17 protein-coding genes are annotated in these 15,393 nt (G+C 61.0%); 7 read left to right on the top strand and 10 right to left on the bottom strand.

Features of this window, described 5'->3' with window-relative positions:
- A partial coding sequence (locus MOV76_RS23560; protein WP_247265389.1) for a tetratricopeptide repeat protein occupies positions 1-475 on the top strand: 475 nt, incomplete at its 5' end.
- Positions 476-530: 55 nt separating this feature from the next.
- On the opposite strand, the gene MOV76_RS23555 is transcribed toward MOV76_RS23560, so the two are convergent.
- The 10 genes from MOV76_RS23555 to MOV76_RS23510 form a co-directional block, all read right to left on the bottom strand.
- The gene (locus tag MOV76_RS23555; RefSeq protein WP_028731798.1) at positions 531-1,157 is read right to left on the bottom strand and encodes a LysE family translocator; all 627 of its coding nucleotides are present in this window, start codon (positions 1,155-1,157) and stop codon (positions 531-533) included.
- A gap of 197 nt (positions 1,158-1,354) precedes the next feature.
- Entirely contained in the window at positions 1,355-2,341 is a 987-nt protein-coding gene (locus MOV76_RS23550; RefSeq protein ID WP_028731799.1) for a type II secretion system F family protein, read from the bottom strand.
- Between the two features lie 15 nt (positions 2,342-2,356).
- Positions 2,357-3,364 (bottom strand): type II secretion system F family protein, encoded by a 1,008-nt coding sequence (locus MOV76_RS23545; protein ID WP_028731800.1) that lies wholly within the window; start codon positions 3,362-3,364, stop codon positions 2,357-2,359.
- 5 nt (positions 3,365-3,369) lie between these two features.
- Positions 3,370-4,845 carry a CpaF family protein gene (locus MOV76_RS23540; RefSeq protein WP_028731801.1) on the bottom strand — a complete coding sequence of 492 codons (1,476 nt, stop codon included), beginning with the start codon at positions 4,843-4,845 and terminating at the stop codon, positions 3,370-3,372.
- Positions 4,846-4,869: 24 nt separating this feature from the next.
- On the bottom strand, positions 4,870-6,147 hold the full coding sequence (locus tag MOV76_RS23535; protein ID WP_028731802.1) for a CpaE family protein: 1,278 nt from the start codon (positions 6,145-6,147) through the stop codon (positions 4,870-4,872).
- A gap of 14 nt (positions 6,148-6,161) precedes the next feature.
- A complete protein-coding gene (locus MOV76_RS23530; RefSeq protein ID WP_028731803.1) occupies positions 6,162-6,920 on the bottom strand; it encodes a CpaD family pilus assembly protein in 759 nt (252 codons plus the stop codon).
- On the bottom strand, positions 6,917-8,416 hold the full coding sequence (locus MOV76_RS23525) for a type II and III secretion system protein family protein (RefSeq protein ID WP_032998270.1): 1,500 nt from the start codon (positions 8,414-8,416) through the stop codon (positions 6,917-6,919). The genes MOV76_RS23530 and MOV76_RS23525 overlap by 4 nt, the downstream gene beginning before the upstream one ends.
- Positions 8,417-8,428: 12 nt before the next feature.
- A complete protein-coding gene (gene cpaB, locus MOV76_RS23520; RefSeq protein WP_018244342.1) occupies positions 8,429-9,244 on the bottom strand; it encodes a Flp pilus assembly protein CpaB in 816 nt (271 codons plus the stop codon).
- A gap of 110 nt (positions 9,245-9,354) precedes the next feature.
- On the bottom strand, positions 9,355-9,867 hold the full coding sequence (locus MOV76_RS23515; RefSeq protein WP_026230915.1) for a prepilin peptidase: 513 nt from the start codon (positions 9,865-9,867) through the stop codon (positions 9,355-9,357).
- Between the two features lie 99 nt (positions 9,868-9,966).
- A complete protein-coding gene (locus MOV76_RS23510) occupies positions 9,967-10,146 on the bottom strand; it encodes a Flp family type IVb pilin (RefSeq protein ID WP_028731805.1) in 180 nt (59 codons plus the stop codon).
- A gap of 380 nt (positions 10,147-10,526) precedes the next feature.
- Between MOV76_RS23510 and MOV76_RS23505 the strand changes: the two genes are divergently transcribed.
- The 6 genes from MOV76_RS23505 to upp all read left to right on the top strand — a co-directional run bounded on the left by MOV76_RS23505 (position 10,527) and on the right by upp (position 15,295).
- Positions 10,527-10,937, top strand: a complete 411-nt coding sequence (locus tag MOV76_RS23505; protein WP_028731806.1) for a pilus assembly protein N-terminal domain-containing protein — start codon at positions 10,527-10,529, stop codon at positions 10,935-10,937.
- A 114-nt stretch (positions 10,938-11,051) separates the two neighbouring features.
- A complete protein-coding gene (locus MOV76_RS23500; RefSeq protein WP_028731807.1) occupies positions 11,052-11,687 on the top strand; it encodes a TadE/TadG family type IV pilus assembly protein in 636 nt (211 codons plus the stop codon).
- Complete coding sequence (locus tag MOV76_RS23495; protein ID WP_247265388.1) at positions 11,687-12,268, top strand: TadE/TadG family type IV pilus assembly protein; 582 nt, start codon at positions 11,687-11,689, stop codon at positions 12,266-12,268. The genes MOV76_RS23500 and MOV76_RS23495 overlap by 1 nt, the downstream gene beginning before the upstream one ends.
- Before the next feature lie 109 nt (positions 12,269-12,377).
- On the top strand, positions 12,378-13,598 hold the full coding sequence (locus tag MOV76_RS23490; protein ID WP_028731809.1) for a phosphopentomutase: 1,221 nt from the start codon (positions 12,378-12,380) through the stop codon (positions 13,596-13,598).
- Complete coding sequence (locus MOV76_RS23485) at positions 13,595-14,563, top strand: adenosine deaminase (RefSeq protein WP_028731810.1); 969 nt, start codon at positions 13,595-13,597, stop codon at positions 14,561-14,563. Before MOV76_RS23490 ends, MOV76_RS23485 begins: the two co-directional genes overlap by 4 nt.
- A gap of 102 nt (positions 14,564-14,665) precedes the next feature.
- On the top strand, positions 14,666-15,295 hold the full coding sequence (upp, locus tag MOV76_RS23480) for a uracil phosphoribosyltransferase (protein WP_012759721.1): 630 nt from the start codon (positions 14,666-14,668) through the stop codon (positions 15,293-15,295).
- The last annotated feature ends 98 nt before the right edge of the window (positions 15,296-15,393 follow it).

Below are 15,393 nucleotides of genomic sequence, written 5' to 3'. Positions count from 1 at the left end.
CGGCCAGTTCCAGCAGGCGCTCGACACGATCGGCCGCGCCCAGACACCCGACCGTCCGGACTGGAAGCTGATTTCGGCCCAAGGCGCGATCCTCGACCAGATGGGCCGGGCAAGCGATGCCAGGCAGCGCTACCGCGACGCGCTCGACATCCAGCCGAACGAGCCCTCCATCCTTTCCAACCTCGGCATGTCCTATGTGCTGACCGGCGATTTGCGCACGGCCGAAACCTACCTGCGCTCCGCCGCCGGCCAACCCACAGCCGACAGCCGCGTCAGGCAGAACCTTGCCCTTGTCGTCGGCCTTCAGGGACGCTTCCCGGAAGCCGAGCAGATCGCCCGGCGCGAACTTTCGCCGCAGCAGGCCGACGCCAATGTCGCCTATCTCAGAGGCATGCTCTCGCAGCAGAATTCCTGGCAGAAACTCGCCGCCAAGGACAAGACGCCTAGCGCAGCGGACGGCAGCAATACCAACTGACCGGATCTACTCTGAGCTTGAAGCGTCCGAAGTCACTCGCGCGCCAGCCTATCGATCACTTACCGCCCGCGAGAATGAGCCGGAGGCCGAGGCCGGCCATGACGGCACCCGCGGTGCGGTCGATCCAGCTCTTGGCGGCAAGATAGAGCCGCCGCGGGTGGCGGGCCGAAAAGGCGAAGGCCACGATCGAATACCACCCGGCCTCCACTGCAAAGACGCCGAGCGGCAGCGCGACAATGAGATCGAGCGGCACCGTCCTCGGCAGAAGTGCCGCAAAGAGGCTGGCATAGACAATGATGGTTTTCGGGTTGCTGAGCTGGGTCAGCAGCGCAGTCGTGAAGCTCAATTTCAGCGCGCGGTTGCCGTTGACGGCGTCGGAGACCTCGAGCGGCTGACCGGCGCTCCTCCAGATATTGACAGCGATATAGACGAGATAGGCGCCGCCTGCGACCTTCAGCAGGATATAGAGCCATTCGAACTGCGACAGCAGCGCCGTCAGCCCGGCAAGCGCCAGCACGGCAAAAACGACCCCGCCGGCGCCCATGCCGAGTGCGGCCGCAAGGCCATCCAGCCTCGAACGCGAGATGGCAATCCTGGAGACGACGACGAAGCTCGGGCCGGGGCTCATCGCGCCGACCGCCAAGGCTGCCATGATGCTGACGAAAATGCCCGCAGAAGACATCGGAAACCTCTCTTTTGGATTGAACGAACGCCAGAGCGCTGCGGTTGCATCCGCGGCTGCGATGGTCGTCCATCCCATTTACCAGCTCTGCCGGCGGCGGTCACGCGCGTTTGCCGACGGCGGATCGGACCGACAGTCCTTGATGCACATCGTCCTCTGCCGGAAGCGGTATCCGCTTTCCGGCGCCGGCGCAGCCGTCAGAACTTGTCTGCCACCTGGATGCCGGCCGGACCGAGAATGACGGCGATCAGCACCGGCAGGAAGAACAGGATCATCGGCACCGTCAGTTTTGGCGGCAGGGCGGCCGCCTTCTTTTCCGCTTCGTTCATGCGCTCGTCGCGTCCTTCCTGGGCGAGAACGCGTAGCGCCTGCGCGACCGGGGTGCCGTAGCGATCGGCCTGGATCAGCGCCTGAGTCACCGAGCGCACCAGCTCGATCTGGGTGCGCGTTGCAAGATTTTCGAGCGCCACACGGCGATCCGGCAGGAAGGAGAGCTCGGCCGTGGTCAGCACCATCTCCTCGGCGAGCGCCGGCGACTGCTCGCCGAGCTCTTCCGACACCCGACGCATCGCGGCCTCGATCGAGATGCCGGATTCGACGCAGATCAGCATTAGGTCCAGCGCATCCGGCCAAGCGCGCTTGATCGAGTGCTGGCGCTTGCCCATACGGTTCGAGATAAAGATATTCGGCGCGTAGAAGCCGAGATAACCGATGCCGATGACGGCGAAGAGGCGGATAGCCATGCCCCTTTCGGCGAGATTGCCGAGGCCGAAGACCCAGAAGGCAGCAAGCGCCAGGAAAAGGAAAGGCAGCAGGAAACGCGCCACGAGGAAGGTATTCAGCGCATTCTCCGAGCGGAAACCGGCGGCGCGCAGCTTGTTGACGGTATTGTCGTCGACGAGCGCCTTACGCAAGTTGAAACGCTCGACGATCTGGCGGACCGAGCGGTTGTTCTGGCTCCTGAGCGAAGCCTTGCCAGCGCCGGTTTCCGCGTTCATGCGCGCGCGCTCGCGGGCGCGGATCTGCTCGCGCTCGGTCGAAACAGCCTTCATGCGCTTATTGAGATCGCCGCGCTCGAAGAAGGGGACAGCGATCGTATAAAAAGTAGCAAAGACGGCGATCGCCACGAAAAGTGCGATCAGCATGCTCGGATTGGTGAGCGTTGCGGCAAGGTCCTGCGACATGGTGCTTCCTTCCGGCTAGATATCAAAACTGACCATTTTGCGCATGAAGAAGATGCCGATCGACATCCAGATCGCCGAGAAACCCATGATGAAATGGCCACGCGGATCGGTGAAAAGGATCATCATGTAGTTCGGCGAGGTCAGGTAGACGAGAGTCGCAACGATGAAGGGCAGAGCGCCGATGATGTAGGCCGACGCCTTGGCTTCCATCGAGAGCGCCGAAACCTTGGCTTTCATCTTCCTGCGATCACGCAGGACCTTGGAGAGATTGCCGATCGCTTCCGAGAGATTGCCGCCGGCCTGCGACTGGATGGCGATGACGATGGCAAAGAAATTGACTTCCTGGAGCGGCATGTGGAGCGTCATGCGGGCGCAGGCGTCGGGGATGCTGAGGCCCACCTGCTGCGCCTCGATCACGCGCCGGAATTCGCTTTTCACCGGGTCGGTGCCTTCGGTGGCGATAAGACGGATCGCATCGTTGAGTGGCAAGCCCGATTTGATCGAGCGGATGATGACGTCAAGTGCATTGGGGAGCTCGTTGAGGAACTTGTTCTGGCGGCGCTTGATCAGGAAGCCGAGAACCCAGCGCGGCAGACCGAGACCGGCGACGACGGCGACACCGACCATGACCATCCACGATACACCAACGATAAAGGCAACGAGCAGCAGAACGGAGGCGAAGATGGCGCTGATGAGATAGAATTTCGCCACCGTGATCGTCAGGCCCGCCTGCACCAGCCGGGATTTCATCGACAGGGTTTTCTTGGTTTTTTCGTGCTGACGCTTTTCCAGGTCCTTCAGATTGTCCTGCACCGATTTGCGGCGCTTCGACAGCTCCTGCACCCGGTCGCGGGCAGCCTTGACCTTGACACGGTCGCTTTCGGCCGACTTGACGCGGTTGATGCGGCTTGCCGATTTCTTGTCAGTCTCGATCCGGGAAAACAACAGGGCATAGGCCACCGCGCCCGCGGAGATGGCGGCGAGGACGACGATTGCCAGCACTATCGGATCGAACCCGAACATCCCGCCTATTCCTTCGTTTTCGCTTCCATCGCGTCGAGAGCGGCGGCAAGGCGCTTTTCCTCGTTGAAGTAGCGGGCGCGATCCCAGAAATGCGGCTTGCCGACGCCGGTCGACATGTGCCGGCCGATCAGGCGGCCGTTCGCGTCCTCGCCTTCGATCTCGTAGCGCATCAGATCCTGGGTGATAATGACGTCACCTTCCATGCCGACCACCTCGGTGATCTGAGTGATGCGGCGCGAACCGTCGCGCAGGCGCGCTGCCTGGATGACGATATCGACCGAGGTGGAGATGATCTCGCGCACCGTCTTTGCTGGCAGCGTGAAGCCGCCCATGGCGATCATCGACTCGATACGGCTCAGGCACTCGCGCGGCGTATTGGCGTGGATCGTGCCCATCGAACCGTCGTGACCGGTGTTCATCGCCTGCAGCAGGTCGAAAACCTCCGGTCCGCGCACTTCGCCGACGATGATGCGCTCAGGGCGCATACGCAGGCAGTTCTTGACGAGATCGCGCATGGTGATTTCGCCCTCGCCTTCGATATTCGGTGGGCGCGTTTCGAGACGCACGACATGCGGCTGTTGAAGCTGCAGTTCCGCCGTATCCTCGCAGGTGATGACGCGCTCATCCCTGTCGATATAGTTGGTGAGGCAGTTCAGCAGCGTCGTCTTGCCCGAGCCCGTGCCGCCGGAGATGATGACGTTGCAGCGCACGCGGCCGATGATCTGCAGCACGGTTGCGCCTTCCGGCGTGATAGCGCCGAAACGGACGAGCTGATCGAGCGTCAGCTTGTCCTTCTTGAACTTGCGGATGGTGAGCGCCGGCCCGTCGATCGATAGCGGCGGCGCGATGACGTTGACGCGCGAACCATCCGGCAGGCGGGCGTCGCAGATCGGGCTCGATTCATCGACACGGCGGCCGACCTGGCTGACGATGCGCTGGCAGATCGAGAGAAGCTGCCCGTTGTCGCGGAAGCGGATCTCCGATTCGATCGTCTTGCCACCGACTTCGATGAAGGTCTGGCCAGCACCATTGACCATGATGTCGGCGATGTCGTCGCGCGCCAGCAACGGCTCCAGCGGGCCGTAACCCAGGACGTCGTTGCAGATATCCTCGAGCAATTCCTCCTGCTCAGAGATCGACATCGCAAAGTTCTTGATGGTGATGATGTCGTTGACGATGTCGCGGATTTCCTCGCGCGCGCTTTCTCCGTCAAGCTTGGAAAGCTGCGAGAGATCGATCGTATCGATCAGCGCGGAAAAGACCTGCGCCTTGGTCTCGTAATATTCGTCGGTGCGGGCCGGGCGCTTGCGCTGCGGCGTCTGTAGCGGCGGCGGCGTCACCTGCTGGCGTGCGGGCTCGCGCGAGGGTTCGACCAGAATGGAGGGGGAAGAGACCGCAGGGGCGGCGGCCGGAGCCGGCGGCGGGGGAGCAATCGTCCCTCCAACCTTTCCGAAACCTTCGTTTCCGCGTTTTCCAAACATGCCGCTCGATCCAATCTGCTCGTTCTACTTGCGCTTCAGGAGGCCCAGCAGGCCGCCCTTCTTCGCCTTCTTGATCGCGACACGGCCGGTGACGATGTGCGATATCTGCGAAAAGGTTTCCGCCGTCGGCGACTTCGGGTCGACCTCGGAGATCATCCGGCCGCTATTGGCGGCGTTACCGAAGAGATTGATGTCGAAGGGGATGATCGCGATCGGATCGATCTCCAGCGGTTCACAAAAATCCGACGGCGAAATCTCCGGACGTTTCGGCATGCCGACCTGATTGAGGATGAGATGCGGCGGCCTGTCGTTCGGCCGCATCTTGCGCAGCGCGTCCAGCATGTTCTTGGCGTTGCGCAGGTTGGCGAGATCGGGAACCGCTGTGATGACCACCTCGTCGACGCTCGACAGCACCGAACGAGTCCATTCCGACCATGTATGCGGAACATCGAGCACGGTGACCGGCGCGCTGCGCTGCAGGACATCGAGCACCGGCTGGAAGGCCTGGCCGTCGAAGTCATAGGCACGGTCGAGCAGCGAGGGTGCCGCGAGCAGGGAAAGATGCTCGGAGCATTTCGTCAGCAGGCGGTCGAGGAAGACTTCGTCGAGACGATCGGGCGCGAAGACCGCTTCGGCGATGCCCTGGGCCGGATCCTGGTCGAAATCGATGTTCGCCGTGCCATAGGGCAGGTCGAGATCGGCGAGAATCGTCTCGGTGGAGAAGAGATTGGAGATGCCGAAGGCGCAATTATGCGCGATGGTCGAGGCGCCGGTGCCGCCCTTCGAGCCGATGAAGGCGATGCTGCGGCCGAGCGGCTCGGCGTCCGGATCGACGAAGATCGAGGCCATCGCCGCAAGGATATCAGGCATGGCGACGGGCTGGACCATATATTCGGAAATGCCGTTGCGGATGAGCTCGCGATAAAGCCCGATATCGTTGTAATAACCGATAATGACGACCTTGGTCGTCGGGTCGCAGACTGCGGCAAGCGGCGCGAGTTCGGCAAGCAGGCTCGCGGCATTCGCCTTGGTCTCAAGGATGATGAGGTTCGGCGTCGGGGCGCCGGAAAACATGTTGGCGGCAGCGGCGATGCCGCCGCTGGTGATGCGCATGCTGACCTTCGCCACGCGCCGATCATTGGCGCAGCGTTCCATGACATGCTGGAGGACCTCGCTTTCGCAGAAGGCATGGACGGAGATGCGCGGCAGCGACCGCATGTTTTCCAGATCCGCCATACGCACCGCCTCCTCGGCGTTGCGAAGCTCGCTGGGATTCCTGATTTCGTATTCGATCGCGCTCATCGTTCCGTTCCGCCTCAGAAGCCGCTGTTGCTGTCGGCAACATCTTCGATGGTCGATGTCGTCGTCCGGTATTCCTGGATCGCATTATTGCGCCGCTGCGCGTCGATCGGAGTCATGCCGCGGGGTGCCACCAGATCCTCCGGATTGGCGATCTGGGCGGCCAGATTGTTCTGCGAGGCGCAGCCGAAATTGTAGTAATTCTGGTTGGTTAAATCGTTCGAGATGTCCTTGGGCCACTGACCGCATTGCGTGGTGACCGCGGTGGTGCCGGTAAAACTCAGCCGGATCGGCGCCGCATCGCCGGGACCGGCGGCGGCATAGGAAGTGTTGACAATCTTCGAGCTTGCGATCCCCCGCGACGCCAGCTCGGCACGGACCTGATTGCGCAGCTGATAGGCTGCCGCCGAATTGGGCGAACCTTGCGGCGACAGCACGTAAACCGGGCCTGAGGCGCGCGAGATGTAGTTTGCGGCAAAGCCGCGTATCAGATCGCGCTGGGCAATGGTCAGGCGTCGATCGGTGGAGGCGACGGGTATATCAACCGTCTGCTCCGCCTCCGTAACGATGATCGGGTGGCGGGCGCGGTAGTCATCTGGAATGCCGCCAGTCGTCAGTTGGTCGTGCGGGCCGGCACATCCGGAAAGGACGGCCAGCGAAATGACGGCTGCGGCCAGAAGGGCCTTCGAGATACCGAGGTGGGGTGTCATCGAATTCATATGGGCCATCGCCTGATCTCTGTTTTCTGACATTGCTGCCGATCGCGTCCCGCTCATTTGTAGATGAACCCGATCGAGCCGTGGAACTGAGCGTCGGCGACGGGCGCCTCACGACGGCCATAGACCTTGTTGACACGGTTGAGGAAGAAGGTCGCACCATCATTCTCAGGGCTGAAATTGTCGTCGGGCCGGTTGAGCTGATTGCGCGCTACAGGACGCACCAGATAGGGCGTTGCGATGATGACGAGCTCGGTTTCCTGACGCTCGAAACCCTTCTGGCGGAAGAGCGTACCGAGCAGCGGGATCTTCGAGACGCCAGGGGTGCCACCCATCGTTTGAGAAACGTTGTCGCGGATAAGGCCGGCCAGCGCAATCGAACCGCCCGAGGGCAGCTCCACCGAAGTCTCGGCAGAACGGCGCTGATAGGTGGCGTTGCCGCTGCCGGCCACCGGCTCGGAGACGTTGGTCTTGATCTGCAGGCTGATGCGTCCCGATGACAACACGACCGGCTTGAAGGCAAGATTGATACCGTAGTTGAACGGCACGACGGTGACGTTGCCGTCGCTGTCGGTCGTCGAATAAAGCTGCTGGCCGCCGGAATTGAAGGTCGCGGCCTGACCCGATATCGCCGTCAGCGTCGGTTCAGCAAGCGTCTTGACGACCTTGGCCTGCTCCAGCGCGTTGAGGTAGGTCGAAATGTCATATTTGCCGATCGAGCTCTTGAAGAGCGCCGCCAGGCCACCGCCAACCGTCGATGTCGCGCTGTCGGTGCTCGGACTGCCGAGCTGGGCGACCGTCATACCGGAGGAGTTGGAAACCAAATTGTCGAAGCCGAGCTGCTTCAGCACCTCGCGGCGGACCTCGGCAATCGTCACCTTGAGCGTGACCTGGTCCTCGCCCTCAATCTGCAGGAGGTTGACGACCTGCGAGGTCTGACGGTTTTCGGCAAAGAGCGCCACCGAGCTGTCGCCGCCGGTGCCGGATGCCGTCTCGGTTCTGGTCGTCGCCTCGCCGCCCTTCAGGAAGACCTGCGCCAAATCGGCGGCCTGTGTGGCATCCTGCGGCGTGCGCACGGTGCCGGTCAGCACGATGTTGTCGGAGACGATTTCGACGTTGATGTTGGAGTCGGGAATGAAGCGACGGAGATTGACTTCGAGACCGGAGACGTCGCGCTCGATCTCGATATCGAGATTGACGATCTCCTGTCCGCCGGCGCCGAAGATGAAGATGTTCGTCTGGCCGACTTTCTTGCCGAACAGGTAAATGCGCCGCGAGGTGCGGGTGACGGCATCGGCCATGCTTGGATCGGAGACGAGGATATCATGCGCATCCTCCGGCAGATCGACGACGACAGCCTTGTTCAGCCCGAGCTTCAGCCGACGGTGAGCGTCGCGGCCGGTCTGCGAGATGCGGACCAGGCTTTCGGAATCGGCACGCGCCTCACCTACACCGAGAACCGGAACGAAAGAGGCCGGCGCCGTGCCGGAAACGCCGAGTGCCAACGAGAGGCAGCCTGTCAGGAGAAGTCCGGCGTGCCGCGTTGAATTGCCCATTTGCACGTCCTTCTACTCCGCCTTCGGTGCTGCGCTGGCATCCGTGACGATGGCGCCCGATTTGATGACCTGGATGATCGCACTGCCGTTGTCACCGCTCAGGAGGTAGTCGGCGGCGCTGGTATCCTGCTCCTGCGCATCGGCGACTGAGCGCAACGCGAGCGACAGCCGGTCCGCCATCTGCTGGGCGACGGCGAGAACCTTCGTTTGATCAGGGGTGAGTTCGAGCGTCGCGGTCGTGCCGACCACCGATTTCGAGCCGTCGTCCTTTTCCTGGATCTGCTGGTCGATGGCGAGGACGCGGACATTGCTCAACACGGTTTCAGTGATGAGCTTGTCAGCCTCAGTGCCCTTGCGGACCATGATGACATCGACGCGGTCGTTCGGCAGGATGAAACCGCCGGCGCCGGTTGCTACCGATATCTCGGTCGCGACGGCGCGCTTGCCGGCCGGCAACAGCGAGGAGAGGATACGGCTGCTGGAATCGGCGATCTTTTCCGGCCGGATCGGTTCGCCTTCGAAGATCGGCAGACGCACGACGGCGCCCTGCAGATCCCTGATCGCATCCGGCCTATCGGCTTCGCTGATGAGGCCCGGGACGACGCCGCCCTGCGGCCAGGCCATCCAGTGCACCAACTTGTCGTCCAGCCGTGCGCCGACCGGCAGATTGGCGCTCGAGACGAGGATGTTGACGGTGGGTTCCTTCTCGACGACCGAGCGGACCTGGGTGACGACACCGCCACTGCCCGCCATGCGCATTGCCAGGAGGCCGGCGAGGCCGGCTGCCACCACGGCGACAGCTAGGATTATAAGGCGGGCCGGTTTCATCGATCATTCCTCGGGGCACGATATGTTCGCCCTGTAGAATGCTCAGCAATTGGTATAATTATGGTTAATGGAACGCTTACATTTTAAGTTAACGGGCATTTAAAATGCCGTCATTTCAGGCTTTCCAGCGCGGCGATGAAGAGCGGCGAGGAGGGGAAGGCCATGAAACCGCCGATCGCGATCGCGATGCCGTAAGGAACCTTCTTGGCAAGCAGCAGCGAATTGGGGATCGGAAGGCCGATGGCCAATATCGTATTTGACTGTGACCGGATCAACAGGATCGCCAACGTGACCAAGCCGCCGATGGCACTGACATAGGCCAGAAAAGTCAGCAGAGCAGGCTCGCAACCGAACCAGAGCGCGGCTGCGCTCAAAAGTTTCGCATCTCCACCGCCCATCACATTGAGCGCAAACAGGGCAAAGCAAATGCCGAACACTATGGCGGCGCCCAGCGCATGCATTCCGATTGCCGGAAGAGCCACTCCACTCAATGGCGCCAACACGGCGAATGAAATCACTATGATCAACGATACCCTGTTCGGGATCGTCATCGTCAACAGATCGGATATGGCCGCAAAAGCAAGGCAGAGCGGAAAAACCAGAAGGATTGCGGCTACGATCATCTTCTCACCTGCCTCAAATTCTTATCTGCCCAATACAGATAGGCTCACGGCATTTCGCTCGTGAGCCCGATCTTCTAGACAGAGCTACGCTCTGGCCAATCAGGGGGTGACAGCGTCGTCCAGCTTGGTACCCAGCGTGGTGAACGTGCTGTTGAGCTTGTTACCGAGCGTGGTTGCGCCAGTAACGAGCGCTACGGAAATGAGGGCGGCGATCAGGCCGTATTCGATTGCGGTCGCGCCGGATTCGTCCTTGAGAAAACGGCTAAAAAGCTTGGTCATGGTAACTCCTAACTCCAGTTGATGTTCAGCACGTCCGCCAACTGTTTGCCGTTGATCGGATGACTGCAACCTAGCGAATGGCCGTTTCCATCGGCTTAAGGAAAAGAGTTAACGACATGTGAACGAGACAACAGGCCTTTGTAGAGTCAGTATTTCCTTACACACTTACCTCAATATTTAACAATATTCCGGGAATAATCGCTGCATTCATCCGGAAATAGCACAAATTGCGTCTCCAACCGCGGCGTGCGCCGTCCCGAAACCGTGCCAGATCGGAGCATTACGCTTCATCCTGGAACAGAGCGGCAAGCTTAAGGCTTCGTTCACCATTTTTTTCCATTCTATGCGCATATTGCGCTGTGATCGTGAAAGAGGACCAAATGTCATCGAGCGGCAAAACCATTTTCTTTGCCGGCATGATCGCCGTTTTCGGTATTTCGGGAGTTTCCGCGGCCGCAGACGATGAGATGCTGCGCGTCTATATGGATCACGCGCGCGTATTGAAGCTCGACCGCCCCGTCAGCAAGGTGATCGTCGGCAATGCCAAGGTCGCCGATGCGACCGTCGCCGACGCCAAGACCATCGTGCTGACAGGACGCAGCTTCGGCACCACCAATCTGGTCCTTCTCGATGCCGACGGCAATGCGATCCTCGACGAGCGCATCCTGGTGTCGATCGACGAGGGCAATACGGTGCGTGTCTACCGACAGACCGAGCGCTCCGTGCTGTCCTGCACGCCGAACTGCGAGCAGCATGCGCAGCAAGCGGCCACCACGACCGCCTCACCCTGAGTACTATCTGGAGCTTCCTCGACCATTCGTTAAAATCGTCGTGTCAGGTTGAAACGGAAAATCAACGAACAGACCGTAGTCTGCCGAGTGGAAATTATCGCTCGGGTCCAGGCAATGACGGCAATTGATCAGCAGACGGATAAGCGGCGCGCCTTCGCTCCGTTCCGTTCCTCACGGTTTCGCGCTCTCGCCCGTTCGCGCGACGGCGCGGCGGCGATCGAATTCGCTCTGCTCGCCATTCCCTATTTCCTGGTGATTTTCGCAATCCTCGAAACTTTCGTCGCCTTCGCCGCCGAAGAACTCGTCTCCAACGGCGTTGATACGATGAGCCGCAGGATGCGAACCGGACAGATCACCTATAATCTCGGCCGCACGACCGATATGAACCAGGCGCAATTCCGCCAGGCTTTCTGTAACGAGATCTCAATCCTGGTCCGCTGCTCGGCGAGCGAAGTCGCCACGCCGAGCAAGCTCTACCTGGATGTGCAGACGTTCAGTACCTTCTCGGCCATTCCGACGACGATCCCCAAGCTTTCCGCCGACAAATATGCCGATATCAATACGGCGGCCTTCAAATATGGGCCGGGCGGCGCCGGCACGATCAATATGGTCCGCGCCTATTACCGCTGGGAAATCATCACGGATCTGGTCCGGCCCTATATCACCACGATACGCCCCTCCGACGGTTCGATGCCGAGCCAATATCTGATCGTCGCAACCGCGGCCTTCCAGAACGAACAGTATCCATAATGGCGTTGCGCAACCCGTTCACCAGATTGGTCCTGACGGCGCGGCGACTGGCCCGAGACCGCAAGGGTGCCGGAGCGATCGAATTCGCGATCCTCTTTCCCGTGCTGATCATGCTCTATATCGGTGCTTTCGAGATCACGATCGGCCTCAGCGTCAGCAAGCGCGCGACACGCGCTGCGGGGACGGTGGCCGACCTCATCACCCAGCAACAATCCGTAACGAAGAGCACGCTCGCGCAGATGCCATCGGTCGCAACCGCGATCTTCATGCCCTACAACTCGACGTCGCTAACGCTGAAGATCACCGGCATTAGCATCGATGCCAGCGCCAATGCGAAAGTGCTTTGGTCCTGGGCACGGGACGGGACGGTGCCCTATGCCAAGAATGCCACGGTGACCAACGTGCCGTCTGATATGAAGACGGCGAACAGTTTCCTGGTCCGGACCGAGCTCAGCATCCCCTATACGATGTTCCTGTTCGCCCCGAACTTCATGCCGGACGGCATGCGCACGATCACCATCAGCCGCAGTTATTTCTACCGCCAGCGGCAAGGCGACTCGATCCCCTGCGGCGACTGCTGACGGCCCTTCCCACTTCTCGAATTTGCCAAGCCGGCCGCAGCATTATATGGCTGGATTTCAGCCGCCTCCGACATTCCAGAGGCCGGCGATCGGCTCTCTCGGGTGTAAAATGGCGCGTGCCTTTCTTTTCGTTCTGGATTCCTTCGGCGTTGGCGGAGCGCCGGATGCGTCGGCCTATGGTGACGAGGGCGCCGATACGCTCGGCCATATCGCCGAGTTCTGCGCAGCCGGCGCCGGGGACCGCGCCGGATTGCGCGAAGGGCCGCTTTCCCTGCCCAACATGTCGGAACTCGGGCTGATGCACATTGCACGGTCGGCCTCCGGCCGGTTTCCTGCCGGCATGCCCGTCCCGGAGAAGGTCTACGGCATTTATGGCGCCGCCACCGAAATCTCACGCGGCAAGGACACGCCATCGGGCCATTGGGAGATCGCGGGAACACCTGTCAATTTCGATTGGGGTTATTTCCCGATCGAGGGCGACGCCTTTCCTCAGGAATTCATCGAGGCGCTATGCAAGGAAGCCGGGGTGTCCGGCATTCTCGGCAACTGCCATGCCTCGGGAACAGAGATCATCGCCCGGCTCGGCGAGGAACATATCCGCACCGGCAAGCCGATCTGCTATACCTCCTCGGATTCGGTCTTCCAGGTCGCTGCGCACGAGGTGCATTTCGGCCTCGATCGTCTGCTCGCCTTCTGCCGTTTGGCCAGGGGGCTGCTCGATCCCTACAATATCGGCCGCGTCATCGCCCGGCCCTTCATCGGCCAGTCCGTCTCTACCTTCCAGCGCACAGGAAACCGGCGCGACTTTTCTGTGCTGCCGCCGGAGCCGACGTTGCTCGACCGGCTTATCGAGCACGGCCGGCACGTGCATGCTGTGGGAAAGATCGGCGATATCTTCGCGCATCAGGGTATCTCGCGGGTCATCAAGGCGAACGGCAACGAGGCGCTGATGGATGCGTCGCTTTCGGCGATTGACGAGGCTGAGGACGGCGATCTCGTCTTCACCAATTTCGTCGATTTCGACATGATCTACGGCCATCGCCGCGACGTGCCGGGTTATGCCGCAGCCCTCGAGGCCTTCGATGCGCGCTTACCCGAAGTCCACAAGAAACTGAAGCCCGGCGATCTCGTCGTGCTCACCGCCGATCATGGCTGCGATCCGACCTGGCGCGGCACGGACCATACGCGCGAACGCGTGCCTGTTATCGCCTATGGCCCGGGCATCCGGTCGCGTTCGATCGGCGTGCGCCGCAGCTATGCCGATATCGGCGAGAGCATCGCACGGCATCTCGGCATCACGGCCGGACCGCACGGAAGGAGCTTTCTGTGACATCGCATTTGAAGAAGGTCGAACTGCACTGCCATCTGGAGGGTGCGGCCCCTCCAGCTCTGACCGCGGCGCAGGCGCAGAAATATGGCGTCGACATCAGCGCTGAACTTCGCGACGGAGCCTATGTCTGGCATGATTTCGCAAGCTTCCTCGAATGTTACGACAAGGTTTCCGAGGTCTACAGGACCGAGGAGGACTATGCGCTTCTGACCGAAACCTATCTCGACGAACTCGCCGGCATCCATACGATCTACAGCGAACTCATCGTCTCGCCCGATCACGGCAAGCGCATCGGCCTGGGGGCCGACCCCTATATTGCGGGTATCTGCGAAGGCATCCGGCGGGCCAGGGAAAAGAGCGGCATCGAGGCCCGGCTGATCGTCACCGGCGAGCGGCATTTCGGTCCGGAGAGCGTGATTGGTGCTGCCGAATATGCTGTTAAGGCCGGCAATCCTCTGATTACCGGCTTCAACCTTGCCGGCGAGGAGCGCATGGGGCGCGTCGCCGATTATGCCCGCGCCTTCGATATCGCCCGCGATGCCGGCCTTGGGCTAACCATCCATGCCGGTGAGGTCTGCGGCGCCTTCAGCGTCGCCGACGCGCTCGATGCGGTGCGCCCCTCGCGCATCGGTCATGGCGTGCGCGCCATCGAGGATCTCGACTTGGTGAAGCGGCTTGCCGATCTCGGCACCGTGCTCGAGATCTGCCCAGGCTCCAATATCGCGCTCGGGGTCTTTCCCGATTTTGCTTCCCATCCGCTGCGCCGGCTGAAGGAAGCAGGCGTGGGGGTGACGATCAGCTCGGACGATCCGCCTTTCTTCCATACCTCGCTTAAGCAGGAATACGAATTTGCCGCAGGGGTTTTCGGTTTCAGCGACGCCGAGATCGACGCGATGACACGCACTGCGATCGAGGCGGCCTTCGTCGACGAGCAGACGCGCAAGGTCTTGCTTGCCCGGCTTTGAGGGTAGAGGTTGGGGAAGATCGGCGCAAATTGACCACCACTCTTGCGGTCAGGCCGATTTCCGTGAAAGAAACATTCGATAGAAAGAATGAAAGGCTTCCCCATGGACGGCGTCACGGTCATCGATCATCCGCTTGTGCAGCACAAGCTCACCATCATGCGGCGCAAGGAGACATCGACGGGAAGTTTCCGGCGCCTGCTGCGCGAAATTTCGACACTGCTCTGCTACGAGGTGACCCGCGATCTCGAACTGACAATGGAAACGATCGAGACACCGCTGCAGACGATGGAGTCGCCGATCCTCGAAGGCAAGAAGCTGGTCTTCGCCTCGATCCTGCGCGCCGGCAACGGATTGCTCGAAGGCATGCTCGATCTCGTGCCATCCGCGCGCGTCTCGCATATCGGCGTCTATCGCGACCACGAGACGCTGCAGCCGGTCGAATATTACTTCAAGGCGCCGGAGGACGTGGCCGAGCGACTGATCATCGTCGTCGACCCGATGCTTGCAACCGGCAATTCCTCGATCGCGGCGATCGACAAGCTCAAGGAGCGCGGCGCCCACAATATCCGCTTCCTCTGCCTGCTTGCCGCGCCGGAAGGCATCCGCAACTTCCGTGCGGCGCATCCCGATGTTCCGGTTTTCACCGCCTCGATCGACAGTCATCTCAACGAGAAGGGCTATATCGTGCCCGGTCTCGGCGATGCCGGCGACCGCATGTACGGCACCAAGTAATTTCAGCCTTCCTTTACCAAATCGAAAGACTTTACGGCCCGGTGGTTCGCTACGGGCCTTTCGGCGTCGATATTAGCAACTTATCAGCACTTGAGGTT

It is taken from the genome of Rhizobium sp. PRIMUS64 (assembly GCF_023006465.1).
GTDB lineage: Bacteria > Pseudomonadota > Alphaproteobacteria > Rhizobiales > Rhizobiaceae > Rhizobium > Rhizobium leguminosarum.
This window is presented reverse-complemented; position numbering and strand designations above follow the sequence as displayed.

Excerpts from the sequence above, each read along its gene's own strand:
- MOV76_RS23510 (WP_028731805.1), bottom strand. The coding sequence starts at position 10,146 with ATGACCAAGCTTTTTAGCCGTTTTCTCAAGGACGAATCCGGCGCGACC.
- cpaB (WP_018244342.1), bottom strand. The coding sequence starts at position 9,244 with ATGAAACCGGCCCGCCTTATAATCCTAGCTGTCGCCGTGGTGGCAGCC.
- MOV76_RS23515 (WP_026230915.1), bottom strand. The coding sequence starts at position 9,867 with ATGATCGTAGCCGCAATCCTTCTGGTTTTTCCGCTCTGCCTTGCTTTT.
- MOV76_RS23540 (WP_028731801.1), bottom strand. The coding sequence starts at position 4,845 with ATGTTTGGAAAACGCGGAAACGAAGGTTTCGGAAAGGTTGGAGGGACG.
- MOV76_RS23505 (WP_028731806.1), top strand. The coding sequence starts at position 10,527 with ATGTCATCGAGCGGCAAAACCATTTTCTTTGCCGGCATGATCGCCGTT.
- MOV76_RS23535 (WP_028731802.1), bottom strand. The coding sequence starts at position 6,147 with ATGAGCGCGATCGAATACGAAATCAGGAATCCCAGCGAGCTTCGCAAC.
- MOV76_RS23545 (WP_028731800.1), bottom strand. The coding sequence starts at position 3,364 with ATGTTCGGGTTCGATCCGATAGTGCTGGCAATCGTCGTCCTCGCCGCC.
- MOV76_RS23555 (WP_028731798.1), bottom strand. The coding sequence starts at position 1,157 with ATGTCTTCTGCGGGCATTTTCGTCAGCATCATGGCAGCCTTGGCGGTC.
- MOV76_RS23490 (WP_028731809.1), top strand. The coding sequence starts at position 12,378 with ATGGCGCGTGCCTTTCTTTTCGTTCTGGATTCCTTCGGCGTTGGCGGA.
- MOV76_RS23530 (WP_028731803.1), bottom strand. The coding sequence starts at position 6,920 with ATGAGCGGGACGCGATCGGCAGCAATGTCAGAAAACAGAGATCAGGCG.
- MOV76_RS23495 (WP_247265388.1), top strand. The coding sequence starts at position 11,687 with ATGGCGTTGCGCAACCCGTTCACCAGATTGGTCCTGACGGCGCGGCGA.
- MOV76_RS23525 (WP_032998270.1), bottom strand. The coding sequence starts at position 8,416 with ATGGGCAATTCAACGCGGCACGCCGGACTTCTCCTGACAGGCTGCCTC.
- MOV76_RS23550 (WP_028731799.1), bottom strand. The coding sequence starts at position 2,341 with ATGTCGCAGGACCTTGCCGCAACGCTCACCAATCCGAGCATGCTGATC.
- upp (WP_012759721.1), top strand. The coding sequence starts at position 14,666 with ATGGACGGCGTCACGGTCATCGATCATCCGCTTGTGCAGCACAAGCTC.
- MOV76_RS23500 (WP_028731807.1), top strand. The coding sequence starts at position 11,052 with ATGACGGCAATTGATCAGCAGACGGATAAGCGGCGCGCCTTCGCTCCG.